This window comes from Citrobacter sp. RHB36-C18 (assembly GCF_013814485.1).
Lineage (GTDB): Bacteria > Pseudomonadota > Gammaproteobacteria > Enterobacterales > Enterobacteriaceae > Citrobacter > Citrobacter braakii.
Genome location: NZ_CP057125.1, coordinates 1,464,578 through 1,490,404 on the forward strand (window position 1 = coordinate 1,464,578; position 25,827 = coordinate 1,490,404).

A 25,827-nucleotide genomic window follows, 5' to 3' on the forward strand; every position below is an offset into this window, starting at 1 on the left:
GGCCGCCCAACTGCTCAAACCGTCACCATTCAAGCCTGTTTTTTCTGGTTTTTCTGCTTTTGCTCATCCCGCCTGGCTTGCAACCTGGCTTCTTCTTTGCGTTTATTGCTCATATCATTGCGGATCTGCGCGTGGCTCATCAGCGCGAAGATAAACGTTCCGCCACAGATATTCCCGGCGAGCGTTGGTAGCGCAAAGGGCCAGAAAAAATCACTCCAGTGCAGCGTACCATTAAAGACCAAGTAGAGAATTTCCACCGAGCCGACGACGATGTGCGTGGTATCGCCCAACGCAATCAGCCAGGTCATCAGAATAATAACCACAATCTTTGCCGCTCCGGCGGCGGGAAACATCCATACCATTGTGGCAATTAACCAGCCAGAAATGATGGCGTTGGAAAACATCTCCGTTGGCGTGTTTTTCATCACATCCATGCCGATTTTGACAAAAGCATCGCGGGTTTCTTCATCAAAAATCGGCATATGCTCAAACGCCCATGCCGCAACCCCGGTGCCAATAATATTACCCAGCAGAACCACGCTCCACAGGCGCATCAGCAGGCCAAAATTGCCGAGTGTAGGGTTTTGCATTACCGGCAGGACGGCGGTGACGGTATTTTCGGTAAACAGTTGCTGGCGGGCCATAATGACAATTATAAAGCCGAAGGTATAACCGAGGTTCTCCAGCAAAAATCCTCCAGGCACACCTTCCAGTTGCACATGAAAAATTCCTTTAGCCAGTAGCGAGGCGCCCATCGAGAGTCCCGCAGCGATGGCTGACCACAGTAGCGCCATCGCGTCGCGCTCCATTTCTTTCTCCCCATCCTGGCGGATATGTTCATGGATCGCCATGGCGCGGGAGGGGAGTCTGTCCTCATCGACCTCAATCTTTTTACCCTCTAGCTTTTCGTCACTGTCGACCTGAAGTTCGTCGCTGTGCCGATCAATCTTTTCGTTCTCAATGTCATTCATAGCCGAATCCTGAATTAGCACGTATTGCTAAAGCGTAGCGGCTTTTGTCCGAAAATCAGCGGGAGAAAGTCTGAGATAGCAAAAATGGTAACGTTTGTTTTTATTGGGGTAGCTAGAATAGAGCCGCCGCGGAGTACGCATTACCAGGCTATGATCAAATCAGTAACACAGGGTATATAGACATCATTTGACGTACTGTTACAATCGCTCACATCTAAACAGGCGGATACGTCATCGTTCCGTCATGGATGGCAATCAGCGATAGCCATAATACACAGGGAGACACTTATGAAGCTTCGCCTGTCGGCGCTTGCGCTGGGAACCACACTTTTGGTGGGGTGTGCGAGCTCTGGTACTGAACAGCAGGGGCGTTCGGACCCATTTGAAGGGTTCAACCGCACCATGTACAACTTCAACTTTAATGTTTTAGATCCATACGTTGTTCGACCGGTGGCAGTTGCCTGGCGTGATTATGTCCCGCAGCCGGCGCGTAACGGTTTGAGCAATTTTACCGGCAACCTTGAAGAGCCGGCCGTTATGGTCAACTATTTCCTGCAAGGCGACCCCTATCAGGGGATGGTGCACTTCACCCGTTTCTTCCTGAACACCCTGTTAGGTATGGGCGGATTTATCGACGTGGCGGGTATGGCTAATCCGAAGTTACAGCGTGTTGAACCACACCGTTTTGGTAGTACGTTAGGCCACTATGACGTTGGTTATGGACCGTATATGCAGCTTCCATTCTACGGCAGCTTCACGCTGCGTGATGATGGCGGCGACATGGTGGATACGCTGTATCCGGTACTGTCCTGGCTGACCTGGCCGTTGTCGATAGGTAAATGGACGGTTGAAGGGATTGAAACCCGCGCGCAACTGCTTGATTCCGACGGTCTGCTGCGCCAATCTTCCGACCCTTACATCATGGTGCGAGAAGCTTACTTCCAGCGTCATGACTTTATTGCGAACGGTGGCAAACTCAAACCAGAAGAAAACCCGAACGCGAAAGATATTCAGGACGATTTAAAAGAGATCGATTCTGAGTAAGGAAGGATGAAAATAAAAAGGTGAGCTAAAAAGCTCACCTTTTTTATATCTGAAGAAAATCAGAATGCGTAGTTGAAGTTGGTACCGAACAGCCAGGCTTTACCTTCAGAATCGAAAGTATACGGGCCTTCTTTGACGGTCACTTTCTGGCCGTGCATATAAGAAACGCCTACGTCAATGGACGCGTCATCATTGAAGGCGTAAGTGGTACCCGCACTCAGCCACAGACGGTCCTGGTCTGGAATGGAGATGGAACGCTTGCTCGCAGGAACCGGGCTATCGTCATAGGCGATACCGGTACGGAAGGTCCAGCTTTTATCCATGTAATAAGTCGTACCCAGCGCGATGCGGTAAGAATCTTTGAACCCTTCTTCTTTATAGAACAGCGTCTGCCCGTTGGTGCCGGTTGCTTTCAGCTCCTGGAACTGACTCCAGCTGGTGTAAGCCATGCTGTAGTGAATAGCCCACTGTGGTGCAACGCGGTTGTAACCCGACAGTTCCCACATTTCCGGTAGGTTAAGCGTCAGAGAACCTGGGACGGTGGCGTTGGTGGTTCCCCAAGGGAACGCCGTGCCTGCGCCAGGTAACGCGTTGGCCTGGGTGCGGATGCCGCTCTTGTAATCGCCATCGAAGTCGATTTTGACTTCAGACCGATACGTTAAACCGTAGCGGTTATTTTTATCCAGCTCGTACAAAATACCGGCGTTCCAGCCGTAACCCCATTCGTCACCTTTCAGGCTGGCAATTTTCTGGCTGACTTTTGGCAATGCAGCAGTTTGTTCACCGGAATAACGCTCAATTTTTGCATCGGCATAGACGGCATTAAAACCAACGCCAAAGCTCCAGCTATCATTCAGACGGTAGGCACCGCTCAGGTTCAGGTTGACCGTTTTAAGATCGGTCTTCCCGCCGTATTCGCCGACAATGTAGCTGTCGTTAAATTCGGTTGCCAGGCCATAGTTTGACGTGACAGAAGCCCCCCAACCAAACTGTTCGTTGATCGGCATCACGAAGTGAGCATTGGGAACCCACGCCGTAGGCGCGATGTTGTCCGCATCGGTGCTGCGTCCTGTATATGGCGATTTACCGGAAATATTCACGTCTGGATCGATATACACCGCACCCGCTGAAAAAGTAGGGCGGTCAAACATCATAATCAGCGCCGGGTTACGACTGGCGTTACCTGCATCATCTGCAATAGCGCCTTCACCCGAATATGCCCGGCCAAGGCCAGAGGAAGAAAATTCGTTTAACTGAAAGCCTGCAGACCAGGCCTGTGTGGAGATAATTGCCACTGCGACTGCGAGAGCAGACTTTGTAAACAGGGTTTTCTGGCTCATGACCATAACCTCATTGATTTATTTTTATACAAACAATGTTACATACCGTAACAGGAGCGCGAAGTGTAGGGTCTGAGGTACAACTTAGAAATCAGACCAGTGCCGAGAGTATAGGTCTGACCAGCTGAAATGTTGCAAGTATGTTTATAAATATTTTCAATTCTGATCTCGGAAACGCGATCCAGCTGGCAAAATTGCGGGTATGCACACTCACCTGTTTGGGTGATTTTTGTTTTAGATCATTTTTAAGTGTGATTTCGGTCACTTATCCCATTTCATACAATTAACGACTGGAGAGGCGAATAATGGGAGCGTAAAATATCCCCATCGTTTATCTGGCACCACAGGTGCGAATACAGAGGAAATCTACAATGAGTAAATGCAGTGCTGATGAAACCCCGGTTTGCTGCTGTATGGATGTTGGCACCATCATGGACAACTCCGATTGCACCGCGTCATACAGCCGTGTGTTCGCGAATCGTGCAGAGGCAGAAGAAACGCTGGCCGCTCTGACTGAGAAGGCGCGTGGCGTGGAATCTGAGCCTTGCCAAATCACCTCGACCTTTACTGAAGAGTCTGAAGGTGTGCGTCTGGATATCGACTTTGTTTTTGCCTGTGAAGCTGAAACGCTGATCTTCCAACTGGGTCTGCGTTAATCCCTTCTTTAAAAGCCCTTGTTACCCGGTAGCAAGGGCTTTTTCGTCACTGTCAGTGATTATTCACTGTGTCTTAGCTCCCACTTTCTTTTCTCCCTGCTTGGCTAAATGTAAAAAATTGGTTAAGACTGTGATCAGGTCAGACCACTTATTTTTATTTTTTACAGGGGAGTGTTATGAGTCAGGCTTTACCGCTGGTTACCCGCCAGGGCGATCGCATCGCCATCGTAAGCGGATTGCGTACGCCATTTGCCCGCCAGGCAACCGCGTTTCATGGCATTCCCGCCGTAGATTTGGGGAAAATGGTCGTTGGCGAGCTGCTGGCGCGCAGCGAAATTTCTGCTGATGTGATTGAGCAACTGGTCTTTGGCCAGGTGGTGCAAATGCCCGAGGCCCCAAATATTGCTCGTGAAATCGTGCTGGGAACCGGGATGAATGTGCACACCGATGCCTACAGCGTAAGCCGAGCCTGCGCCACCAGCTTCCAGGCGGTGGCGAATGTCGCGGAAAGCCTGATGGCGGGGACTATTCGCGCAGGAATTGCCGGCGGTGCGGACTCCTCGTCAGTTCTGCCTATTGGCGTTAGCAAAAAGCTGGCGCGGGTGCTGGTGGATGTCAATAAGGCCCGGACCACCGGTCAGCGTCTTAAGCTTTTCTCCCGACTGCGCTTACGTGACCTGATGCCCGTACCGCCAGCCGTCGCCGAGTATTCCACCGGTTTACGCATGGGGGATACGGCCGAGCAAATGGCCAAAACTTATGGGATTACGCGAGAGCAACAGGATGCCCTGGCGCACCGTTCTCATCAGCGCGCCGCTCAGGCGTGGTCTGAAGGAAAACTGGCAGATGAGGTGATGACCACCTACGCGCCACCTTTCAAAGATCCTTTTTCAGAAGATAACAATATTCGCGGTAACTCTACGCTGGCCGATTACGCCAAACTGCGTCCGGCTTTTGACCGAAAGCACGGCACCGTTACCGCGGCGAACAGTACCCCGCTAACGGACGGCGCAGCCGCCGTAATTATGATGACGGAATCGCGTGCGAAAGAGTTGGGGCTGGTGCCGCTGGGATACCTGCGTAGTTTTGCCTTTACCGCCATCGATGTCTGGCAGGACATGCTGTTGGGGCCGGCGTGGTCAACGCCGCTTGCCCTGGAGAGAGCGGGTCTGACCATGGCTGATTTAACCCTGATCGATATGCATGAAGCATTTGCCGCACAAACGCTGGCGAATCTTCAACTGCTGGGTAGCGAACGTTTTGCCCGCGAAGTGCTGGGCAGGGCGCATGCCACGGGCGAGGTCGATGACAGTAAATTTAATGTGCTGGGCGGATCGATTGCCTATGGACACCCCTTCGCCGCCACCGGTGCTCGCATGATCACCCAAACTCTCCATGAGTTACGACGTCGTGGCGGTGGTTTTGGTTTAGTGACAGCCTGTGCAGCAGGTGGTCTGGGTGCGGCAATGGTTCTGGAGGCGGAATAATGGAAATGGCATCGGCTTTTACGCTAAACGTACGTCTGGATAACGTCGCTGTTGTCACCATTGATGTGCCCGGAGAGAAAATGAATACCCTGAAGGCGGAATTTGCCTCCCAGGTTCGGGTCATTCTGAAACAAATTCGCGATAACAAAGCATTACGCGGCGTGGTGTTCATTTCGGCGAAACCCGATAACTTCATTGCCGGGGCGGATATCAACATGATTGGTCGCTGTCGCAGCGCGCAGGAAGCTGAAACGCTGGCACGCCAGGGGCAGCAGATTATGGCGGAAATTAATGCCTTGCCGATCCCCGTTATCGCCGCAATTAATGGCGCCTGTCTCGGCGGTGGCCTGGAGATGGCGCTGGCGTGCCACAATCGTATTTGTACCGATGATGCTAAAACCGTACTGGGTTTACCGGAAGTGCAGCTTGGTCTGCTGCCTGGCTCTGGCGGTACCCAGCGGTTGCCCCGTCTGATTGGCGTCAGTACCGCGCTGGATATGATCCTCACCGGAAAACAACTACGCGCAAAACAGGCGCTAAAAGTGGGTTTAGTGGATGAAGTTGTACCGCATACCATTTTGCTGGAAGCGGCCGTAGAACTGGCCAAAAAGGACAGTCCCGCACACCGAACTCTGCCGGTGCGAGAGCGTGTGCTAGCGGGGCCGCTGGGGCGGGCGCTGTTATTCCGCATGGCCAGTAAAAAGACGGCGCAAAAAACGCAGGGCAACTACCCTGCAACAGAACGTATCCTTGAGGTCATCGAAACCGGCCTGGCGCAAGGCAGCAGCAGCGGTTACGACGCCGAAGCCCGCGCGTTTGGCGAACTGGCGATGACATCTCAGTCTCAGGCGCTGCGGCACATCTTTTTTGCCAACACCGATGTGAAAAAGGATCCCGGAAGTGATGTGAAGCCCGGCCCGCTAAACAGTGTAGGCATTTTGGGCGGCGGTCTGATGGGGGGCGGTATTGCCTATGTGACGGCCTGTAAAGGCGGCTTGCCAGTGCGTATCAAAGATATAAATGCCAAGGGAATCAACCACGCGCTGAAGTACAGCTGGGATCAGCTTGAAACGAAGGTTCGCCGCCGTCATATCAAAGCCAGTGAGCGTGATAAACAGCTGGCGCTGATTTCGGGATCAACCGATTACCGTGGCTTCGCTCATCGCGATCTGGTTATTGAAGCCGTATTTGAAGATCTGGCGTTAAAACAACAGATGGTGGCAGAAGTTGAGCAAAATTGCGCATCTCATACCATTTTTGCCTCTAACACCTCATCTTTGCCGATTGGCGATATTGCGGCGAACGCTGCCAGGCCTCAACAAGTAATAGGTTTGCACTTCTTTAGCCCGGTGGAAAAAATGCCGCTGGTCGAGGTTATCCCGCATGCCACGACCTCTGAGCAGACAATTGCCACAACCGTTAAACTGGCGAAAAAGCAGGGCAAAACGCCGATAGTGGTCAGAGATAAGGCCGGATTTTATGTTAACCGCATTTTAGCGCCATACATTAACGAAGCTATTCGTATGCTGACCGAAGGCGAGCGGGTTGAAGCCATTGACGCCGCGCTGGTTAAGTTTGGTTTTCCGGTCGGGCCAATCCAACTTTTGGATGAGGTCGGAATTGATACGGGCACTAAAATTATACCAGTGCTTGAGGCTGCATATGGAGAACGTTTTAGCGCGCCTGCAAATGTTGTTGCTTCAATTTTGAATGACGATCGCAAAGGTAGAAAAAATGGTCGGGGTTTCTATCTTTATGGAGCGAAAGGGCGTAAAAGCAAAAAACAGGTCGACCCTGCAATTTATACGCTTATTGGCGTCCAGGGGCAGGGCCGACTCACCGCCGCGCAGATAGCCGAGCGGTGCGTCATGTTAATGCTCAATGAAGCAGCACGCTGTTTTGATGAGAAGATTATCCGCAGCGCGCGTGATGGTGATATCGGCGCTGTATTTGGTATTGGTTTTCCGCCCTTCCTCGGCGGCCCGTTCCGGTATATGGATTCGCTCGGCGCGGGTGAAGTGGTTGCTGCTCTGCAACGACTGACCACGCAATACGGCTCGCGGTTTACGCCGTGTGAGCAGTTATTGCAGATGGCGGAACGCGGTGAAAGATTCTGGAGTAATGGGGAAACTGACCTGAATTCATGAGGTCAAAGGTAGGATGAATCCGCACTGAATGTATGGGTCGCGCTCAAAATGTAAACAGAGATTGACTATACTTACGCCGTTGAGGTAAAAAACAGCGTTTCATTCGGTGAATGGATAAGGCACAATGCCGGCCACCACATCGTTACCACGGTCAATAGGGGCTGTGGATAAAGGTGTCGGTGATTCTGGTTAACAAAAGCGGTGCAATATGCAAGTTTTTATCATGCGTCACGGCGACGCAGCCCTCGATGCCGCCAGTGATTCGGTTCGTCCCTTAACCTCCTGTGGTTGTGACGAATCTCGCCTGATGGCGAACTGGCTGAAAGGTCAAAAAGTGGATATCGAACGTGTTCTGGTGAGCCCGTTCCTACGAGCCGAACAAACGCTGGATGTGGTGGGGGAGTGTATGAACCTGCCAACCGGTGTGGATGTTTTGCCGGAGTTGACTCCCTGCGGCGATGTCGGTCTGGTCAGCGCCTATTTACAGGCTCTGGCCAATGAAGGTATCGCCACGGCGCTGGTCATCTCTCACTTACCTTTAGTGGGGTATCTGGTGTCTGAACTTTGCCCAGGCGAAACACCGCCGATGTTTACCACATCAGCGATTGCCAGCGTAACGCTTGATGAGAGCGGGAAGGGTACTTTTAACTGGCAGATGAGCCCGTGTAACCTGAAAATGGCAAAAGCGATTTAAAAAGCCTGGAATCGGATAAGGCACAGCCGTCATCCGGAAAATCAAAGAGCCGCAAATGCGGCTCTTTCTGTTTTTCTGCATCAGGGAAGTTCGGGCGGTTGCCACTCTTCCACTTCAATCAGCAGCAGCAGCGCGGCGTCGCCACCGTACTCTTTTGGCGCTTGATGAAAGGCCATCACGTGCGGATGCTGCGCCAACCAGAGCGGCGTTTGCTGCTTAAGAATATGTTTTCCGTGACCATGCATCACGCAGGCGCAAAACACATGCTCACGACGACAGGCGGCAATCAGCGCGCCTAACTCCTGTTTGGCCTGCTGCTGGGTCAGCCCGTGCAGATCGAGAAACAGCTCCGGGGAGTAATCGCCACGGCGCATTTTCTTCAGTTCGAAATGGCTGACGTCGGCACGCAGATATCTTACCGGGCCGTCCGTATTCAGCAGCGGCTGAAACTCGTCCGAGAAATAGTGACTGGCATCAGCTTGTTCCTGCAGCAGCCTTTTAACCGGAACCTCGGTAATTTTTTTACGTAGCGGTCGGTGAACAATGGTGTCCTGTTTCATTTTACGCGTGCCGGTCATCAGCTGGCGAAACAGCGTCTGATCCTCCTCGCTGAGCGATGTTTTCTTTTTCATTCGAGAGTCTCATCTTTTATTTTTCGTTAGTTTAACCCGACTCGGCGGGCATCCGATCGCTTAAAACGCAATTTTCGCGCTCAGGCCCTGTGTGAATGCTGATTTATCGCCGTCTTCGTGGCAAACTAGCCGCCGAAATTAATACGAGCATGCCCTGGAGGAATACGTGGATAAAATTTTCGTCGATGAAGCAGTGAGTGAACTGCATACCATTCAGGACATGTTGCGTTGGGCGGTCAGCCGTTTTAGCGCGGCGAACATCTGGTATGGCCATGGCACGGATAACCCATGGGACGAGGCCGTACAGCTGGTGCTGCCGTCACTTTATCTGCCGCTGGATATTCCAGAAGATATGCGTACCGCGCGTCTGACTTCCAGTGAGCGCCATCGCATTGTTGAACGCGTGATTCGCCGCGTCAACGAGCGCATTCCGGTCGCTTATTTGACCAACAAAGCCTGGTTCTGCGGGCATGAGTTTTATGTTGATGAGCGCGTGTTGGTACCACGTTCGCCGATTGGCGAGCTTATTAATAACCGCTTTGCGGGCCTTATTAATGAGCAGCCGCAGCATATCCTGGATATGTGTACCGGCAGCGGCTGTATTGCCATTGCCTGCGCCTATGCTTTCCCGGAGGCTGAAGTGGATGCGGTGGATATTTCCACCGACGCGCTGGCGGTGACCGAACACAATATTGAAGAGCACGGCCTGATCCATCATGTTACGCCGATCCGTTCCGATCTGTTCCGCGATCTGCTGAAAGTCCAGTATGACCTGATTGTGACCAATCCGCCGTATGTCGATGCGGAAGATATGTCCGATCTGCCAAACGAATATCGTCATGAACCTGAGCTGGGTCTGGCGTCCGGCAGCGATGGACTAAAACTTACCCGTCGCATTCTGGGTAACGCTCCGGACTACCTGTCAGATAACGGTATTCTGATTTGTGAAGTCGGAAACAGCATGGTACATCTGATAGAGCAATACCCGGATGTACCGTTCACCTGGCTGGAGTTCGACAACGGCGGTGACGGTGTATTCATGCTGACCAAAGAGCAGTTAGTTGCTGCTCGCGAGCACTTCAGCATTTATAAAGACTAAATACACGCGCACATACACAACACTCATAACGGAGCCGTGATGGCAGGAAACACAATTGGGCAACTCTTTCGCGTAACCACTTTCGGTGAATCACACGGGCTGGCGCTCGGTTGTATTGTCGATGGTGTTCCGCCGGGCATTTCTCTGACAGAAGCTGACCTGCAGCACGATCTCGACAGACGCCGTCCGGGCACATCGCGCTACACTACGCAGCGTCGTGAGCCGGATCAGGTGAAAATCCTCTCCGGCGTGTTCGAAGGCGTTACCACCGGCACCAGCATTGGCCTGTTGATCGAAAATACCGATCAGCGTTCACAGGATTACGGCGCGATTAAGGACGTTTTTCGTCCAGGACACGCCGACTATACCTATGAGCAGAAATATGGCCTGCGTGACTACCGTGGCGGCGGACGCTCATCCGCACGTGAAACAGCGATGCGCGTTGCGGCCGGAGCGATTGCCAAAAAATATCTGGCGGAAAAATTCGGCGTTGAAATTCGCGGCTGTCTGACGCAGATGGGTGATATTCCGCTGGAGATCAAAGACTGGTCCCAGGTGGAACTTAACCCGTTCTTTTGTCCAGATCCGGATAAACTCGAGGCGCTGGACGAACTGATGCGTGGGCTGAAGAAAGAGGGCGACTCCATCGGGGCGAAGGTGACCGTGGTTGCAAGCGGCGTACCAGCGGGTCTCGGCGAACCTGTATTTGACCGCCTGGATGCTGATATCGCTCACGCGCTGATGAGCATTAACGCCGTTAAAGGCGTTGAGATTGGTGACGGTTTTGACGTTGTTGCACTGCGCGGCAGCCAGAACCGTGATGAAATCACCAAAGAAGGTTTCCAGAGTAATCATGCGGGCGGCATTCTTGGTGGGATCAGCAGTGGGCAACAAATCATTGCTCATATGGCGCTGAAACCGACCTCGAGCATTACCGTTCCAGGGCGCACTATTAATCGCTTTGGTGAAGAAGTCGAAATGATCACCAAAGGTCGTCACGATCCGTGTGTTGGGATCCGCGCCGTGCCAATCGCCGAAGCGATGCTGGCGATCGTGTTGATGGATCACCTGCTGCGTCAGCGGGCGCAAAATGCGGACGTGAAGACCGATATTCCACGCTGGTAAGAGATGAAAAAAACGGCACTTGCGGCGCTGGCTCTTTTTGCCAGCACCGCCTGTCTGGCGGCGACGCCCTGGCAGAAAATTACCCATCCGGTTGCAGGCAGCGCGCAGTCTATCGGCGCGTTCTCCAACGGCTGTATTGTTGGCGCAGATACGCTGCCTGTACAGTCAGAACACTATCAGGTGATGCGCACCGATCAGCGCCGTTACTTTGGCCATCCGGACCTGGTGATGTTTATCCAGCGTCTGAGTAATCAGGCCAACAATCTGGAGCTGGGTACGGTGTTAATTGGCGATATGGGCATGCCGGCCGGTGGGCGATTCAATGGCGGTCACGCCAGTCACCAGACGGGACTGGATGTAGATATTTTCCTGCAACTGCCGAAAACCCGCTGGACCCAGTCGCAACTGCTGCGGCCGCAGGCGTTAGATCTGGTCTCACAGGATGGCAAACGTGTCGTGCCGTCACTCTGGAAGCCGGAGATTTTCAGCCTGATCAGGCTGGCGGCAAAAGATAATGAAGTCACGCGTATTTTCGTGAATCCGGCGATTAAGCAGCAACTTTGTCTGGATGCAGGGACCGACAGGGACTGGTTGCGTAAAGTGCGGCCATGGTTCCAGCATCGTGCGCATATGCACGTACGGTTGCGTTGTCCTGCCGGCAGTCTTGAGTGCGAAGATCAACCGTTACCACCACCGGGTGACGGCTGCGGCGCGGAGCTGCAAAGCTGGTTCGAACCTCCGAAACCTGGAACCACCAAGCCTGAGAAGAAGACACCGCCGCCGTTGCCGCCTTCCTGCCAGGCGCTACTGGACGAGCATGTACTCTAATGGATCATTTTGCCTCTCTGTTTATGGTGTCGCCACTGCTGTTAGGTGTGCTTTTTTTCGTGGCGATGCTGGCAGGTTTTATTGATTCTCTGGCCGGAGGCGGTGGTTTACTCACTATCCCGGCATTGATGGCGGCCGGGATGCCCCCCGCGCAAGCGCTGGCCACCAATAAGCTACAGGCCTGTGGAGGATCTATCTCTTCCTCCCTCTATTTTATTCGCCGGGGCGTGGTTAATCTGGCGGATCAGAAGCTCAATATCTTCATGACTTTTATCGGCTCAATGAGCGGCGCGCTGTTGGTTCAGCACGTGCAGTCAGATATTCTGCGCCAGATCCTGCCGGTTCTGGTTATCTGTATTGGCCTTTACTTTCTGTTGATGCCGAAAGTGGGGGAGGAGGACCGACAGCGTCGGTTGCATGGGTTGCCTTTCGCGCTGGTGGCCGGGGGCTGCGTCGGCTTTTATGATGGCTTTTTTGGTCCGGCTGCGGGGTCGTTCTACGCGCTGGCCTTTGTCATGCTGTGCGGCTACAACCTGGCGAAATCGACGGCCCACGCCAAAGTATTAAATGCCACATCGAATATCGGTGGGCTGTTGCTGTTTGCCCTCGGCGGCAAAGTGATTTGGGCGACCGGATTTGTGATGCTCATTGGCCAGTTTATTGGCGCACGGATGGGCTCACGGCTGGTGCTCAGTAAAGGACAAAAACTCATTCGGCCAATGATCGTCATTGTCTCCGCCGTGATGAGCGCCAAGCTACTTTATGATAATCATGGACAGGAGATTCTCCACTGGCTGGGGATGAACTAATGAATAATACCCATCACTACGAACAGTTAATTGAGATTTTTAACGGCTGCTTTGCCGATGAATTTAATACCCGTCTGATTAAAGGCGATGACGAACCGATCTATCTTCCTGCGGATGCGGAATTACCGTATCACCGTATCGTTTTTGCGCATGGCTATTACGCCAGCGCGTTACACGAAATTTCACACTGGTGCATCGCCGGTAAGGCGCGGCGTGAACTGGTCGACTTCGGTTACTGGTACTGTCCGGACGGACGCGACGCGAAGACGCAATGCCAGTTTGAAGACGTGGAAGTGAAGCCGCAGGCGTTTGACTGGCTGTTTTGCATGGCGGCGGGCTACCCGTTTAACGTCAGTTGCGACAACCTTGAAGGGGACTTTGAACCGGATCGCGTGGTATTCCAGCGCCGTGTCCATGCTCAGGTGATGGAGTACCTGGACAAGGGGATCCCTGAACGTCCGGCGCGCTTCATTAACGCGTTACAGAATTATTATCACACGCCTGAACTTAAGGCGGAACAATTCCCGTGGCCCGAAGCGCTCAACTGAAGTCGCTGCCACGTTTACAATGAGGAAAGAAGATGATCGCGGAGTTTGAATCACGCATTCTGGCATTAATCGACGATATGGTAGAGCACGCCAGCGATGATGAGTTGTTTGCCAGTGGCTATTTGCGTGGACACCTGACGCTGGCCGTGGCCGAACTGGACGCTGGCGAGGACCATTCCGCTGAGGCATTGTACGCCAATGTGACCAGTAGCCTGGAAAAAGCCATCAGCGCAGGCGAACTATCGCCGCGTGACCAGGCGTTAGTGAAAGAAATGTGGGACACTCTGTTCCAGAAGGCTACTGCACAATAATTGCGGTAAATTGTGCCGGATGGCGACGCTCTGGTGTCTTATCCGGCCTACCTTGTTGGGGTGTTTGTAGGCCTGATAAGCGTAGCGTCATCAGGCCATGACGAGAGGGCACCCCATCCTTTTATTTCACCGCTTTACCCTTCAATAACTTCCTGACCCACAGACGATTTGGATTTAGCGCCGCCAGCGTGCTGGCATCCATGGGAATCGGTTCATTGCTCATTTGCGAAGCCAGAATTTCTGCACACAGCGGGGCAGTACACAGCCCGCGCGATCCCAGCGCGCCCAGCATAAATAAATCGGAATAAACTGGCGCGCTTACGGCGTGCTCTTTGTCTGCAGCAAGTGTGGTGTACTGGCTGAGCGTGGCGTCATAGTCCGCGACGTTGCCGACCATTGGCATGTGATCGCGCGTGGCGCAGCGCACCCCGCAGCGGGCGGCATTGTCACTAACGTCTACCTCTTTTGCCCACACAGCGTTCGGGAAGCAGTCGATTAAGCGTTGACGGTTTTGTTGCTGATCGTCCTCGCGATACGCTGTCTCTTCACTCCCACGATGATAGCTGGCGCCAATGCAGTGCTGCTGATTTTGCGGGTTGTGCGGCGTGAGGTAGCCGTCATAGCACAGCACCTGACGTAACGCTGAAAGTGCAGGTGTGGTAGGAATATGACTCACCTGACCGCCCACGGAGTACACCGGTAGCGGCTGCGTTTGCTCAAAGCTGCTAATGAGATGGCCGTTAGCCAGAACGACTGCTGCGTGAGAGGCGGTTTCTCCACTGGAAAACTGCAATTGCCAGCTTGCTGTCTGGCGAGTCAGTGAGGTCAGCGTATGGTGGTAGCGGGTGCGTAATCCCAGGGTTGTTGCATAGTCCAGTACCGCGGCGGTTAACTGCGCCGGATACAGCCATCCTCCGGCTGGATACTGAATCCCGCCGCATCCGGTTTCCACACCTGTTGTTTGTAAAACCTGCTGTGCGTCAACCCCGACGGCGAGCGCAGCGGGCAGTTCAAGGGACAGCATCTGGGTGATTTTTTGCTGGCTTTTCTCATCCCACGCGAGTTGCGTCACGCCGCACCAGTCATGCGTGAACTCAACGGGGAGGGCGTCATACAGTCGTTGGGCGAAGGTAAACGCAGTGGGGAAAAAAAGATTAATGGCTGCGTCATGTTTGCTAAGTAGGGGGTAGAGCGCCCCCTGGCGATTACCGGATGCGCCCCCGGCAGGTTTATCGTCGGCGCAATACAGCGTGACCTGCCAGCCGCGGCGCAATAACGCCAGTGACAGCAATGCGCTGGCAATTCCTCCACCAATAATGGCGGCTTCGCGCTTATCTGTTCCCGTACGCGCAAACCATGGCGCCGAGGACGTGAGCGTCAGAGTCTGTTCCATCACGCCACAGAGCATTTCGCGTTTGCGCCCAAAGCCTTTGCATTTTTGCATTGTAAATCCGGCTTCCTGCAACCCCCGACGTACAAAGCCTGCCGATGTAAAGGTTGCCAGCGTCCCGCCGGGACGAGCCAGTCGGGCCATCGCGTTAAACAGCGTTGGCGTCCACATATCCGGGTTTTTTGCCGGTGCGAAACCGTCCAGGAACCAGGCGTCCACCTTTTGATTCAGAGAGTCATCCAGCGTACTGGTCAGTTCGTTAATATCGCCAAACCACAGATCCAGCGTGACGCGCCCATCATCAAGCAGCAGGCGATGACATCCCGCCAGCGGCAGCGGCCATTGTTCTTGCAGTGCCGTGGCCCACGGGGCAAGTTCTGGCCAGTGCTGGTGGGCTAAGGTGAGATCTTCACGCGTCAGCGGATATTTTTCAAAGCTGATGAAATGTAATCTTTCCAGGGTAGCTTCTGGGTGGGTATCGCGAAAATCGGCAAATGCCTGCCAGAGCGTGAGGAAGTTAAGTCCGGTGCCAAACCCGCTTTCTGCCACCACGAAGAGAGGACGTGAATGCGCAGGGAATCGTTGGGCGAGATGGTTACCGCCGAGAAAGACGTAACGTGTCTCTTCCAGCCCGTTATCATTAGAAAAATAGACATCGTCAAAATCTCGGGAAACAGGTGTACCCTCAGCGTTGAATTCAAGGTTGGCAGGTTGTATAGCGTATTGTTTCACGTAAGTTACTCGTCTGACAGGCTGTGCCCCGATCTTAGCGATGAGTGCCTGGCTGCGCAAATTTCCACATAAAATGGCTGATCGGACTTGTTCGGCGTACAAGTGTACGCTATTGTGCCACTCGAAACTTTAAAATAGTGCGACTTACAGAGGTATTGAATGAAACGTGCAGTGATTACTGGCTTGGGCATCGTTTCCAGCATCGGTAATAACCAGCAGGAAGTCCTGGCATCTCTGCGTGAAGGACGTTCAGGGATCACTTTCTCTCAGGAGCTGAAGGACTCCGGCATGCGTAGCCACGTTTGGGGCAACGTAAAACTGGATACCACTGGCCTCATTGACCGCAAAGTAGTGCGCTTCATGAGCGACGCATCCATCTATGCATTCCTATCGATGGAGCAGGCAGTGGCTGATGCCGGCCTTGCTGCAGAAGATTACCAGAACAACCCGCGCGTTGGCCTGATTGCAGGTTCCGGCGGCGGCTCCCCACGTTTTCAGGTGTTCGGCGCTGACGCAATGCGTAGCCCACGTGGTCTGAAAGCGGTTGGCCCGTATGTGGTCACCAAAGCGATGGCGTCCGGCGTTTCTGCCTGCCTCGCAACGCCGTTCAAAATCCACGGCGTAAACTACTCCATCAGTTCTGCCTGTGCGACATCTGCGCACTGCATCGGCAACGCGGTAGAACAAATTCAACTGGGCAAACAGGACATCGTTTTTGCTGGCGGCGGCGAAGAGCTGTGCTGGGAAATGGCGTGTGAATTCGATGCAATGGGCGCGCTGTCTACCAAATACAACGACGATCCGTCAAAAGCTTCCCGTACCTATGACGCAAACCGCGACGGTTTCGTTATTGCTGGCGGCGGCGGTATGGTCGTGGTTGAAGAACTGGAGCACGCTCTGGCACGTGGCGCGCACATCTATGCGGAAATCGTCGGTTACGGCGCAACGTCCGATGGCGCAGACATGGTTGCTCCGTCTGGCGAAGGCGCAGTACGTTGCATGCAGATGGCGATGCACGGTGTAGACACGCCGATCGACTACCTGAACTCTCACGGTACCTCGACTCCGGTTGGCGACGTGAAAGAACTGGGCGCAATCCGCGAAGTGTTTGGCAACAACAGCCCGGCAATCTCCGCAACCAAAGCGATGACCGGTCACTCACTGGGCGCGGCTGGCGTGCAGGAAGCTATCTACTCTCTGCTGATGCTGGAACATGGCTTTATCGCGCCAAGCATCAACATTGAAGAGCTGGATGAGCAGGCGGCAGGTCTGAACATCGTGACCAAACCGACCGAGCAGGCGCTGACCACCGTGATGTCCAACAGCTTCGGCTTTGGCGGCACCAACGCTACGCTGGTTATGCGTAAGCTGAAGGCGTAAGTCTCAGATTGAATACGAAAAAAGGGAGCTAACAGGCTCCCTTTTTACTGTGTTTACTTCGGCATTTTTTCGTATTCCGGCGCGATCTCAGCGGACCATGCTCTGGCTCGCGTAATCTCTCCGGCATTGTAAATGGGCTGCTCGTAATGACGACCCGCGTCCCGGACACGATAAATTTTCCACCGTCCTTCCTCCCAACGGGTATAAACCTCCAGTCGAATAGGGGCTGACTCAGTGCCTAACTGCAGGTTCAGTTTTTCACCGCCGAGGAATGGCTGCGCCTGTCCAACCCGCAATAGCGGGATCCATGCCGGTGCGTAATCCTGCACATACATAAAGTAGTCCGCTTGCACGATCTCCTGCTCATAAAGCGTATCAATTAGCGCCAGACGCCCGATAACCTCTTTTGCGACATAGCGTTGCAGTAATGCTGGCGTATCGCGGGGCGCATCCGGATCCTGAGTGTAGTTCTTCATCCACGAAAGATAGAACTGTTTCACATCCTGCGTGCTGTCACGGTGAGAAGGGGTACAGCCACAAATCAGCAGGATGAGAACAATCAGTGGAAAGGCTTTCATTACTTCTTCCTGTAAATGGTGTATGACGGCTTTGCGGGTATATTCCCCACAGCGCCCTTGTGAATGTGAACTCGCGTGCGATTTGGCGTAATTGACCGCCACCTTTTTATCCCAACTCATAACGACTCCTGTTAATAACATACGTAATAGCAATTACGTGATGCTTTAACAGTATTTACGCAATTGGAAATGGCAAATAGTGCTATTAATATTCTCAATATATTAAGCTGGGATATTTATTAATTTATATGCTCGATAAATTACGAGTGATTTATTTAATATTCAGTATTACTTGTTTTATCCTCTGGCTGCTGGCGTGGATAGCGTGATGGCCAAATCACGTCTGGCGAGGTTTCGAGCGCCTGCGCAATGATCTGTTCCGATCTGGGCCAGCTTCGGGTAAATACATTGCGCAGTGAATCGGGCGATAATCCAGCCGCACGAGAAAGATCTCTGAGCGTGATTCCTTTTTTTTTCAGTGCACTTTTAATATCTGCACAATGCCAGTCTTGGCTTTTGTGTTCCATTCTGTGAACCTAAGTAAATGTGTTATCAGTGCCGATATTTTTTTTCAGGGTATAAACCAGAGTAACAAAATAACGTAACTTTCTTTTTTGTCACTGGAATATTGCCAGAATAAAACTGAAATTTCGCGCAAAAGGAAAACTTTTTATTCCACAGGCAGAAAGGAAAGAAATTAATGGCAAAAGGTTGGTTCATGGTAAAGACGAAAAGTCGTCTTTACCATGAACCAACCTGGTGAGATTTCAGGGTTGACAAATTTAGTGGCTCACAGGCAGACTTCGCACTCAACATTATCTATCTGATAATGCGTAAGCGTTTAACGTTATCCAACGCACCTTAATCCTGAAAGTCAGGTAGAGGGGGCGTGGACATTCCTCGCCTTACTCTGCATTTTGGAGTAACGCATGACAGCTGTAACCCAACAAGAAAAAACACCTTCGGCGAACTTTTCGCTGTTTCGTATCGCTTTTGCAGTTTTCCTGACCTATATGACGGTCGGCCTACCTTTGCCCGTTATTCCTCTGTTTGTGCATCAGGAGCTGGGCTATGGCAACACCATGGTTGGTATCGCCGTAGGCGTACAGTTTCTGGCAACGGTATTAACGCGCGGCTACGCCGGGCGCTTAGCCGATCAATATGGCGCCAAACGTTCGGCGCTACAGGGGATGTTTGCCTGTGGGTTGGCGGGCGCGGCGTGGCTGTTAGCCGCGCTATTGCCTGTCTCTGTCCCTGTAAAATTTGCATTGTTAATCGTCGGGCGTTTGATCCTCGGTTTTGGCGAAAGCCAACTGCTCACCGGAACGCTGACCTGGGGGCTTGGGCTGGTCGGTCCAACACGCTCGGGTAAGGTGATGTCGTGGAACGGGATGGCGATTTACGGTGCGCTGGCCGCCGGTGCACCGCTGGGTTTGCTGATCCATAGCCACTTTGGCTTTGCGGCGCTGGCGGGAACGACAATGGTATTACCGCTGCTGGCATGGGCATTCAACGGCACCGTTCGCAAAGTGCCTGCTCATGCAGGAGAACGCCCTTCGTTATGGAGCGTGGTAGGGCTTATCTGGAAACCGGGCCTGGGCCTGGCGCTGCAGGGCGTTGGCTTTGCGGTGATCGGTACGTTTATTTCACTCTATTTTGTCAGCAACGGCTGGACGATGGCGGGGTTCACCCTGACCGCGTTTGGCGGGGCGTTTGTGCTGATGCGCATTCTGTTTGGCTGGATGCCGGATCGGTTCGGAGGCGTGAAGGTAGCCGTTGTCTCCTTACTGGTTGAAACCGCGGGGCTGATTCTGCTGTGGCAGGCCCCATCAGCATGGATTGCGCTGCTCGGGGCGGCACTAACCGGGGCAGGGTGTTCGCTTATCTTCCCGGCATTGGGCGTAGAGGTTGTGAAGCGAGTGCCCGCGCAGGTTCGCGGTACGGCGCTGGGCGGTTACGCCGCGTTTCAGGATATCTCCTACGGCATAAGCGGCCCGGTCGCCGGGGTGCTGGCCACCGCGTACGGTTATCCCTCTGTATTCCTTGCCGGAGCGATATCCGCCGTGGTGGGGATTGTCGTGACGCTGCTTACGCTGCGCAAAGGTTAAGCGACCAGCCAGAAAATGGCTAATGCGATCATTAACGCGACAAACAGCAGTCCCGGTCGTGCCGACAGAGATTTAACCGTTTCAATCATCGGCGCGAACGGGCTGTAAATAGGCTGAAGATGGCGCGGATCGTTTAGCTCGCGTTCCCGTTCTACGCGGCGCAGGAAGATTTGATTCAGCAAGTCCTGCACCTGCACCGTGGTCAGAATCGTTTGTGGTTGGATCTGATACGTCTGCTGCGCGTACTCTTTTATTGCCGTCAGCTCATTCGGCTCTAATGGCAGCTTCAGGGCTGCCTGGAGCGTTTGTAGCGTCGGGGCGCTTTGCAGGCTGAGCGTCTGGCGCGCCTGCAGCCAAGTGACCAGATGAGTAAACTGTTTGGCGGGGATCAGCTCACCGCTTTTTACGCCAGACAGCTCTAACATTGACTGCCAGATCATCTTACCTGACTCTCCCGTAGCCGCCGCCAGTTTGGTAACCAACTGGTTCAGCGTATTGTGCTCTGCGGGTAATAACGGACGATCGGTGGCCGGGCGCTGTTGCGGTTGCGGTATAGAAAGCTGCCCTTGTTGCAGCAGCGTGAGCACGTTCTTCAACTGCTCAGGCGTGAGCTGGCTGAGCGCCGTTTGCCCATACTGCTGACGGATAAAATCACTTACCGCCTGGCGGTTATTTCCCTGACTCAGTAATTCAGTGAGCTGTGAGAGAACCTGACGATTAGCATGATTTTGCTGAGCAACACCCAGCCGCTGATTCAGGTTTTGCTCCGCGGCAGGAAAGTGACGTGATTGCAGCGGTGTATCACTTTTGACGCCCAGATCGTGCTTCATTCCGGCCCACACCTCGGCGCTTTGCTGTTGGGTGAGTGAAATCAGACGGGTAATCAGTCGTTCCAGCACGGTACGTTGTTGCGTGGATAACGGTTGTTCACCCGCAGCAGAAGGGGCATTTTGGCCTTCGCCGGGAGGGCGTGCGGGTGTACCTGAAATGGGCTGCATCATCTCTGTTCCTTAAATCTGTGCTGACCAGGTCTCGCAGTATGCCTGGCGGCGAGATTATGGCACACTTGCCCGGTTAACTCTCGTTCTCAAACAGGTGCGAAAGACGTGAAAATCCTCGTTGATGAAAATATGCCCTATGCCCGCGAACTGTTCAGTCGTTTGGGGGAGGTCAAAGCGGTTCCCGGTCGCCCGATTCCCGTTGCCGAACTGGATGATGCGGATGCCTTAATGGTGCGCTCGGTGACGAAAGTAAATGAATCACTGCTTAGCGGAAAACCGGTTCAATTTGTCGGCACGGCAACCGCAGGCACGGACCATGTGGATGAAGCCTGGCTTGCGCAGTCGAAGATCGGCTTTTCCGCAGCGCCCGGCTGTAACGCGATTGCGGTCGTAGAATATGTTTTTTCAGCGTTGCTGATGCTGGCGGAGCGCGACGGGTTTGCGTTACGCGATCGTACTGTAGGCATCGTAGGCGTGGGCAATGTGGGCGGCCGTTTGCAGGCACGTCTGGAAGCACTGGGGATCCGCACGCTGCTGTGCGATCCGCCGCGAGCCGATCGCGGTGACGAGGGAGATTTCCGCTCGCTGGACGAACTGGTAGAGCAAGCCGATGTGTTGACTTTCCATACGCCGCTGTTTAAAGACGGACCGTACAAAACGCTGCACCTGGCAGATGATGCGCTGATTAGCCGGCTGAAGCCGGGCACCATTGTGATCAACGCCTGCCGCGGGCCAGTCATCGACAATACGGCATTGCTGAACCGATTGAATGCCGGGCAGTCGCTGAGCGTCGTGCTGGATGTCTGGGAAGGGGAGCCGGATCTCAATGTGGCATTGCTGGAGAAAGCCGATATCGGCACGGCGCACATTGCCGGGTATACCCTGGAAGGAAAAGCGCGCGGCACCACGCAGGTCTTTGAGGCTTTTAGCAAGTTTATTGGTCGCGAACAACACGTTGCGCTCAATACCCTGTTACCTGCGCCGGAATTTGGTCGTATCACTCTGCATGGCCCGTTAGATCAGCCAACGCTGAAAAGGCTGGTGCATTTAGTGTATGATGTGCGCCGCGATGATGCGCCGCTGCGTAAAGTCGCTGGAATTCCGGGTGAGTTTGATAAGCTGCGTAAAAATTATCTTGAGCGCCGTGAATGGTCGTCTTTATACGTGATGTGTGACGACGCAACGGCTGCTGCCTTGCTGTGTAAGCTGGGTTTTAACGCTGTTTATCACCCGGCACATTAATGTCTTCTTAATGCTCCCTGTCGAATAATGCGACAGGGACGCTTACGTATTTCTGGAGTAAATCACCATGTCTGAAGGCTGGAATATTGCCATTCTGGGCGCAACGGGCGCCGTAGGCGAAGCCCTGCTCGATACGCTGGCTGAACGCCAGTTCCCGGTCGGTGAAATTTATGCGCTGGCGCGTAATGAAAGCGCGGGTGAGCATCTGCGTTTTAACGGTAAATCGGTCCTTGTTCAGGACGTTGTAGACTTTGACTGGACGCAGGCGCAACTGGCATTTTTTGTTGCGGGCGCTGAAGCCACCGCCGCATGGGTGGAAGAAGCGACCAATGCCGGTTGCCTGGTTATCGATAGTAGTGGCCTGTTCGCGCTTGAGCCGGACGTTCCGCTGGTGGTTCCGGACGTTAACCCGTTCGTACTGGCGGATTACCGCAACCGCAATGTGATTGCGGTCCCTTCCAGCCTGACCAGCCAACTGCTGTCTGCGCTGAAGCCGCTAATTGATGACGGCGGGCTGTCACGTATTACGGTGACCAATATTATTTCTGCTTCCGCTCACGGTAAAAAAGCCGTAGATGCGCTTGCCGGACAGAGCGCGAAACTACTGAACGGCATCCCGATTGACGATGACGATTTCTTTGGTCGTCAGCTGGCGTTCAACATGCTACCGATGCTGCCGGATCGCGAAGGTAGCGTGCGCGAAGAGCGTCGTATCGTCGATGAAGTGCGCAAAATTATGCAGGACGACGGGCTACTTATCTCCGCCAGCATCGTGCAGTCGCCGGTATTTTATGGCCACGCACAGATGGTGAATTTTGAAGCTCTGCGTCCGTTGGCGGCGGAAGAAGCACGCGATGCGTTTTCACGCGGTGAGGACGTAGTGTTGTCAGAAGAGACCTATATCCCGACGCAGGTTGGCGATGCGTCAGGTACTCCGCACCTTTCAGTTGGCTGTGTGCATAACGATTATGGGATGCCGGAACAGGTTCAGTTCTGGTCTGTGGCAGACAACGTACGCTTTGGCGGTGCGTTGATGGCGGTGAAAATTGCGGAAAAACTGGTGCAGGAGTACCTGTACTAATGTCTGACCTGCAACAGCCGTCAACCCATAAAATTGCGCTGGGCATTGAGTATGACGGCAGCAAATATTATGGCTGGCAGCGCCAGAACGAAGTGCGTAGCGTTCAGGAAAAACTGGAAAAAGCGCTCTCTCAGGTGGCGAATGAACGCATCACTGTCTTTTGTGCGGGACGCACGGATGCGGGCGTTCATGGCACAGGGCAGGTTGTGCACTTTGAAACGACTGCCCAGCGTAAAGATGCAGCCTGGACACTGGGGGTAAATGCGAATTTACCTGGTGACATCGCTGTGCGCTGGGTGAAAGCTGTACCCGATGATTTCCATGCCCGATTTAGCGCCACGGCTCGCCGTTATCGCTACATCATCTACAATCATCGGTTGCGCCCTGCGGTTTTAGGTAAAGGGGTAACCCATTACTATGAACCGCTGGACGCTGAGCGTATGCATCGTGCGGCCCAGTGTTTGATTGGCGAAAATGATTTTACCTCGTTTCGGGCGGTGCAGTGTCAGTCGCGCACACCGTGGCGTAACGTGATGCACATTAACGTTGAACGTTTTGGTGCATATGTGGTGGTGGATATTAAAGCGAATGCCTTTGTACATCATATGGTCAGGAATATTGTCGGCAGCCTGATGGAAGTAGGCGCCAACAACCAGCCGGAGAGCTGGATAGCAGAACTGCTAGCGGCGAAGGACAGAACGCTGGCAGCGGCAACGGCGAAAGCGGAAGGACTGTATCTGGTTGCAGTAGATTACCCGGAACGGTTCGACCTGCCAAAACCGCCTATGGGCCCGCTATTTCTGGCGGACTAATTTGAGTCGTATAAAGGCAAAACTATGGACCTGATTTACTTTCTTATCGATTTTATCCTGCACATTGATGTGCATCTGGCGGAGCTGGTTGCGGAATACGGTATCTGGGTATACGCGATTCTGTTTCTGATCCTGTTCTGCGAAACCGGGCTGGTGGTGACGCCGTTCCTGCCGGGAGACTCGCTGCTGTTTGTCGCTGGCGCGCTTTCTGCGCTGCCAACTAACGATCTCAATGTTCATCTGATGGTGATGTTGATGATTGTGGCGGCGATTATCGGCGATGCGGTGAACTACACGATTGGTCGTTTGTTCGGTGAAAAACTCTTCAGTAACCCGAACTCTAAAATTTTCCGTCGCAGTTACCTGGATAAAACCCATGCGTTCTACGAGCGTCATGGCGGCAAAACGATTATCCTCGCGCGTTTCGTACCTATCGTGCGTACATTTGCACCGTTTGTTGCCGGTATGGGACACATGTCCTACCGTCATTTTGCGATGTATAACGTCGCAGGCGCGCTGCTGTGGGTATTGCTGTTCACCTATGCAGGCTATCTGTTCGGCGATCTGCCGATCGTTCAGGAAAACCTGAAATTACTGATTGTGGCGATCATCGTCCTTTCCGTATTGCCGGGCATAATTGAAGTGATTCGCCATAAACGCGCTGCGTCACGGGCTGCAAAATAGAAAGTAACTCAGCGGTTCGACCACTTTTTTATCCAAAGTTTCGGGCTGTTATGTTTTAATGTGCAACATTCATGGTCTGTTAGGGGCAAAAATGGCATTATGCGCCCCTTATAACAAAGCTGACTAGGGTTCAGGCAGAAAGGTCACCAATGAGCTGGATTGAACGAATTAAAAGCAACATTACTCCCACCCGCAAGGCAAGCATTCCTGAAGGGGTGTGGACCAAGTGTGATAGCTGCGGTCAGGTTTTATACCGTGCTGAGCTGGAACGTAATCTTGAGGTCTGTCCGAAGTGTGACCATCATATGCGCATGTCGGCGCGCAATCGCCTGCATAGCCTGTTAGATGAAGGTTCTCTTGTGGAACTGGGTAGCGAGCTTGAGCCGAAAGATGTGCTGAAGTTTCGTGACTCCAAAAAGTACAAAGACAGACTGGCTTCTGCGCAGAAAGAAACTGGCGAGAAAGATGCGCTGGTGGTAATGAAAGGCACGCTGCACGGTATGCCGGTCGTTGCTGCTGCATTCGAGTTCGCGTTTATGGGCGGCTCCATGGGCTCTGTGGTCGGCGCGCGTTTTGTCCGTGCCGTTGAGCAGGCGCTGGAAGATAACTGTCCGCTGATCTGCTTCTCCGCTTCTGGCGGGGCGCGTATGCAGGAAGCGCTGATGTCTCTGATGCAGATGGCGAAAACCTCTGCTGCGCTGGCGAAAATGCAGGAACGCGGTTTACCGTATATTTCTGTACTGACCGACCCAACAATGGGCGGTGTTTCTGCTAGCTTCGCGATGCTGGGCGATCTCAACATTGCAGAACCGAAAGCACTGATCGGCTTTGCTGGTCCGCGTGTTATCGAGCAAACCGTACGTGAGAAACTGCCGCCGGGATTCCAGCGTAGCGAGTTCCTGATTGAAAAAGGCGCTATCGATATGATCGTCCGCCGTCCTGAAATGCGCCTGAAACTGGCAAGCATTCTGGCGAAGCTGATGAATCTTCCTACGCCGAATCCGGATGAGCCGCGTGAAGGCGAGGTGGTACCTCCGGTTCCCGATCAGGAATCAGAGGCCTGATAGTTTACTCTATGGGTTTCGGGTTGCAGGCAGGCGATAAGAGAGTTAATCCCGATGAGCTTAC

Annotated in this window: 25 protein-coding genes and 1 pseudogene; 18 read left to right on the plus strand and 8 right to left on the minus strand. The window is 53.3% G+C overall.

Annotated elements, in window-relative coordinates; genetic code table 11:
* Nucleotides 1-29 precede the first annotated feature (29 nt).
* Nucleotides 30-971 carry a formate/nitrite transporter family protein gene (locus HVZ52_RS06895; protein ID WP_047416338.1) on the minus strand — a complete coding sequence of 314 codons (942 nt, stop codon included), beginning with the start codon at nt 969-971 and terminating at the stop codon, nt 30-32.
* A 288-nt stretch (nt 972-1,259) separates the two neighbouring features.
* Between HVZ52_RS06895 and mlaA the strand changes: the two genes are divergently transcribed.
* On the plus strand, nt 1,260-2,015 hold the full coding sequence (gene mlaA / locus HVZ52_RS06900; RefSeq protein WP_003028190.1) for a phospholipid-binding lipoprotein MlaA: 756 nt from the start codon (nt 1,260-1,262) through the stop codon (nt 2,013-2,015).
* Nucleotides 2,016-2,074: 59 nt separating this feature from the next.
* On the opposite strand, the gene fadL is transcribed toward mlaA, so the two are convergent.
* Nucleotides 2,075-3,355, minus strand: a complete 1,281-nt coding sequence (gene fadL, locus HVZ52_RS06905; protein ID WP_046275562.1) for a long-chain fatty acid transporter FadL — start codon at nt 3,353-3,355, stop codon at nt 2,075-2,077.
* A gap of 371 nt (nt 3,356-3,726) precedes the next feature.
* Between fadL and HVZ52_RS06910 the strand changes: the two genes are divergently transcribed.
* The 4 genes from HVZ52_RS06910 (at nt 3,727) to sixA (ending at nt 8,339) form a co-directional block, all read left to right on the plus strand.
* Nucleotides 3,727-4,011, plus strand: coding sequence for a YfcZ/YiiS family protein (locus HVZ52_RS06910; protein WP_003834838.1), 285 nt, complete (start codon nt 3,727-3,729; stop codon nt 4,009-4,011).
* A 176-nt stretch (nt 4,012-4,187) separates the two neighbouring features.
* The gene (gene fadI / locus HVZ52_RS06915) at nt 4,188-5,498 is read left to right on the plus strand and encodes an acetyl-CoA C-acyltransferase FadI (protein ID WP_016153879.1); all 1,311 of its coding nucleotides are present in this window, start codon (nt 4,188-4,190) and stop codon (nt 5,496-5,498) included.
* Nucleotides 5,498-7,645, plus strand: coding sequence for a fatty acid oxidation complex subunit alpha FadJ (gene fadJ, locus HVZ52_RS06920; protein ID WP_181599044.1), 2,148 nt, complete (start codon nt 5,498-5,500; stop codon nt 7,643-7,645). Before fadI ends, fadJ begins: the two co-directional genes overlap by 1 nt.
* Before the next feature lie 208 nt (nt 7,646-7,853).
* Entirely contained in the window at nt 7,854-8,339 is a 486-nt protein-coding gene (gene sixA / locus HVZ52_RS06925) for a phosphohistidine phosphatase SixA (protein ID WP_003028179.1), read from the plus strand.
* 80 nt (nt 8,340-8,419) lie between these two features.
* On the opposite strand, the gene smrB is transcribed toward sixA, so the two are convergent.
* Entirely contained in the window at nt 8,420-8,971 is a 552-nt protein-coding gene (gene smrB, locus HVZ52_RS06930) for an endonuclease SmrB (RefSeq protein ID WP_016153877.1), read from the minus strand.
* A gap of 166 nt (nt 8,972-9,137) precedes the next feature.
* Here smrB and prmB point away from each other — a divergent pair, with 166 nt between their 5' ends.
* The 6 genes from prmB to HVZ52_RS06960 are packed head-to-tail and all read left to right on the plus strand — an operon-like array spanning nt 9,138 to nt 13,691.
* Nucleotides 9,138-10,070, plus strand: coding sequence for a 50S ribosomal protein L3 N(5)-glutamine methyltransferase (gene prmB, locus HVZ52_RS06935; protein ID WP_003028173.1), 933 nt, complete (start codon nt 9,138-9,140; stop codon nt 10,068-10,070).
* A gap of 39 nt (nt 10,071-10,109) precedes the next feature.
* Complete coding sequence (gene aroC, locus HVZ52_RS06940) at nt 10,110-11,195, plus strand: chorismate synthase (protein WP_003028170.1); 1,086 nt, start codon at nt 10,110-10,112, stop codon at nt 11,193-11,195.
* Nucleotides 11,196-11,198: 3 nt separating this feature from the next.
* Nucleotides 11,199-12,023 (plus strand): penicillin-insensitive murein endopeptidase, encoded by an 825-nt coding sequence (gene mepA / locus HVZ52_RS06945; RefSeq protein WP_181599045.1) that lies wholly within the window; start codon nt 11,199-11,201, stop codon nt 12,021-12,023.
* Complete coding sequence (locus HVZ52_RS06950) at nt 12,023-12,832, plus strand: sulfite exporter TauE/SafE family protein (RefSeq protein ID WP_016153874.1); 810 nt, start codon at nt 12,023-12,025, stop codon at nt 12,830-12,832. The genes mepA and HVZ52_RS06950 overlap by 1 nt, the downstream gene beginning before the upstream one ends.
* Nucleotides 12,832-13,380 carry an elongation factor P hydroxylase gene (locus tag HVZ52_RS06955; RefSeq protein ID WP_005129723.1) on the plus strand — a complete coding sequence of 183 codons (549 nt, stop codon included), beginning with the start codon at nt 12,832-12,834 and terminating at the stop codon, nt 13,378-13,380. The genes HVZ52_RS06950 and HVZ52_RS06955 overlap by 1 nt, the downstream gene beginning before the upstream one ends.
* A gap of 32 nt (nt 13,381-13,412) precedes the next feature.
* Nucleotides 13,413-13,691, plus strand: coding sequence for a YfcL family protein (locus HVZ52_RS06960; RefSeq protein ID WP_016157057.1), 279 nt, complete (start codon nt 13,413-13,415; stop codon nt 13,689-13,691).
* A 121-nt stretch (nt 13,692-13,812) separates the two neighbouring features.
* Here the strand turns inward: HVZ52_RS06960 and mnmC are convergent, their stop codons facing one another.
* Nucleotides 13,813-15,813, minus strand: coding sequence for a bifunctional tRNA (5-methylaminomethyl-2-thiouridine)(34)-methyltransferase MnmD/FAD-dependent 5-carboxymethylaminomethyl-2-thiouridine(34) oxidoreductase MnmC (gene mnmC, locus HVZ52_RS06965; protein ID WP_181599046.1), 2,001 nt, complete (start codon nt 15,811-15,813; stop codon nt 13,813-13,815).
* 159 nt (nt 15,814-15,972) lie between these two features.
* On the opposite strand from mnmC, the gene fabB reads away from it, so the two are divergent.
* Nucleotides 15,973-17,193 carry a beta-ketoacyl-ACP synthase I gene (gene fabB, locus HVZ52_RS06970; RefSeq protein ID WP_016157055.1) on the plus strand — a complete coding sequence of 407 codons (1,221 nt, stop codon included), beginning with the start codon at nt 15,973-15,975 and terminating at the stop codon, nt 17,191-17,193.
* A gap of 53 nt (nt 17,194-17,246) precedes the next feature.
* On the opposite strand, the gene HVZ52_RS06975 is transcribed toward fabB, so the two are convergent.
* The 3 genes and pseudogenes from HVZ52_RS06975 to HVZ52_RS06980 all read right to left on the minus strand — a co-directional run bounded on the left by HVZ52_RS06975 (nt 17,247) and on the right by HVZ52_RS06980 (nt 18,298).
* Nucleotides 17,247-17,771, minus strand: coding sequence for a YbjP/YqhG family protein (locus tag HVZ52_RS06975; RefSeq protein ID WP_115191202.1), 525 nt, complete (start codon nt 17,769-17,771; stop codon nt 17,247-17,249).
* A gap of 24 nt (nt 17,772-17,795) precedes the next feature.
* A pseudogene (locus HVZ52_RS23010) lies at nt 17,796-17,891 on the minus strand (hypothetical protein); the annotation flags it as partial.
* Nucleotides 17,892-18,046: 155 nt separating this feature from the next.
* The gene (locus HVZ52_RS06980) at nt 18,047-18,298 is read right to left on the minus strand and encodes a helix-turn-helix domain-containing protein (protein ID WP_181599047.1); all 252 of its coding nucleotides are present in this window, start codon (nt 18,296-18,298) and stop codon (nt 18,047-18,049) included.
* 402 nt (nt 18,299-18,700) lie between these two features.
* Between HVZ52_RS06980 and HVZ52_RS06985 the strand changes: the two genes are divergently transcribed.
* Nucleotides 18,701-19,879, plus strand: a complete 1,179-nt coding sequence (locus HVZ52_RS06985; RefSeq protein WP_016153865.1) for an MFS transporter — start codon at nt 18,701-18,703, stop codon at nt 19,877-19,879.
* Here the strand turns inward: HVZ52_RS06985 and flk are convergent.
* Nucleotides 19,876-20,877, minus strand: coding sequence for a flagella biosynthesis regulator Flk (gene flk, locus HVZ52_RS06990; protein ID WP_016153864.1), 1,002 nt, complete (start codon nt 20,875-20,877; stop codon nt 19,876-19,878). The genes HVZ52_RS06985 and flk overlap by 4 nt on opposite strands.
* 108 nt (nt 20,878-20,985) lie before the next feature.
* Between flk and pdxB the strand changes: the two genes are divergently transcribed.
* The 5 genes from pdxB (at nt 20,986) to accD (ending at nt 25,763) form a co-directional block, all read left to right on the plus strand.
* Entirely contained in the window at nt 20,986-22,122 is a 1,137-nt protein-coding gene (gene pdxB, locus HVZ52_RS06995; protein ID WP_016153863.1) for a 4-phosphoerythronate dehydrogenase PdxB, read from the plus strand.
* A gap of 67 nt (nt 22,123-22,189) precedes the next feature.
* Nucleotides 22,190-23,203, plus strand: a complete 1,014-nt coding sequence (locus HVZ52_RS07000; protein WP_131405184.1) for an aspartate-semialdehyde dehydrogenase — start codon at nt 22,190-22,192, stop codon at nt 23,201-23,203.
* A complete protein-coding gene (truA, locus tag HVZ52_RS07005; RefSeq protein ID WP_016157050.1) occupies nt 23,203-24,015 on the plus strand; it encodes a tRNA pseudouridine(38-40) synthase TruA in 813 nt (270 codons plus the stop codon). Before HVZ52_RS07000 ends, truA begins: the two co-directional genes overlap by 1 nt.
* 24 nt (nt 24,016-24,039) lie before the next feature.
* Nucleotides 24,040-24,699 carry a DedA family protein gene (locus tag HVZ52_RS07010; RefSeq protein ID WP_016153860.1) on the plus strand — a complete coding sequence of 220 codons (660 nt, stop codon included), beginning with the start codon at nt 24,040-24,042 and terminating at the stop codon, nt 24,697-24,699.
* Between the two features lie 149 nt (nt 24,700-24,848).
* On the plus strand, nt 24,849-25,763 hold the full coding sequence (gene accD / locus HVZ52_RS07015) for an acetyl-CoA carboxylase, carboxyltransferase subunit beta (RefSeq protein WP_016153859.1): 915 nt from the start codon (nt 24,849-24,851) through the stop codon (nt 25,761-25,763).
* Nucleotides 25,764-25,827: the final 64 nt, after the last annotated feature.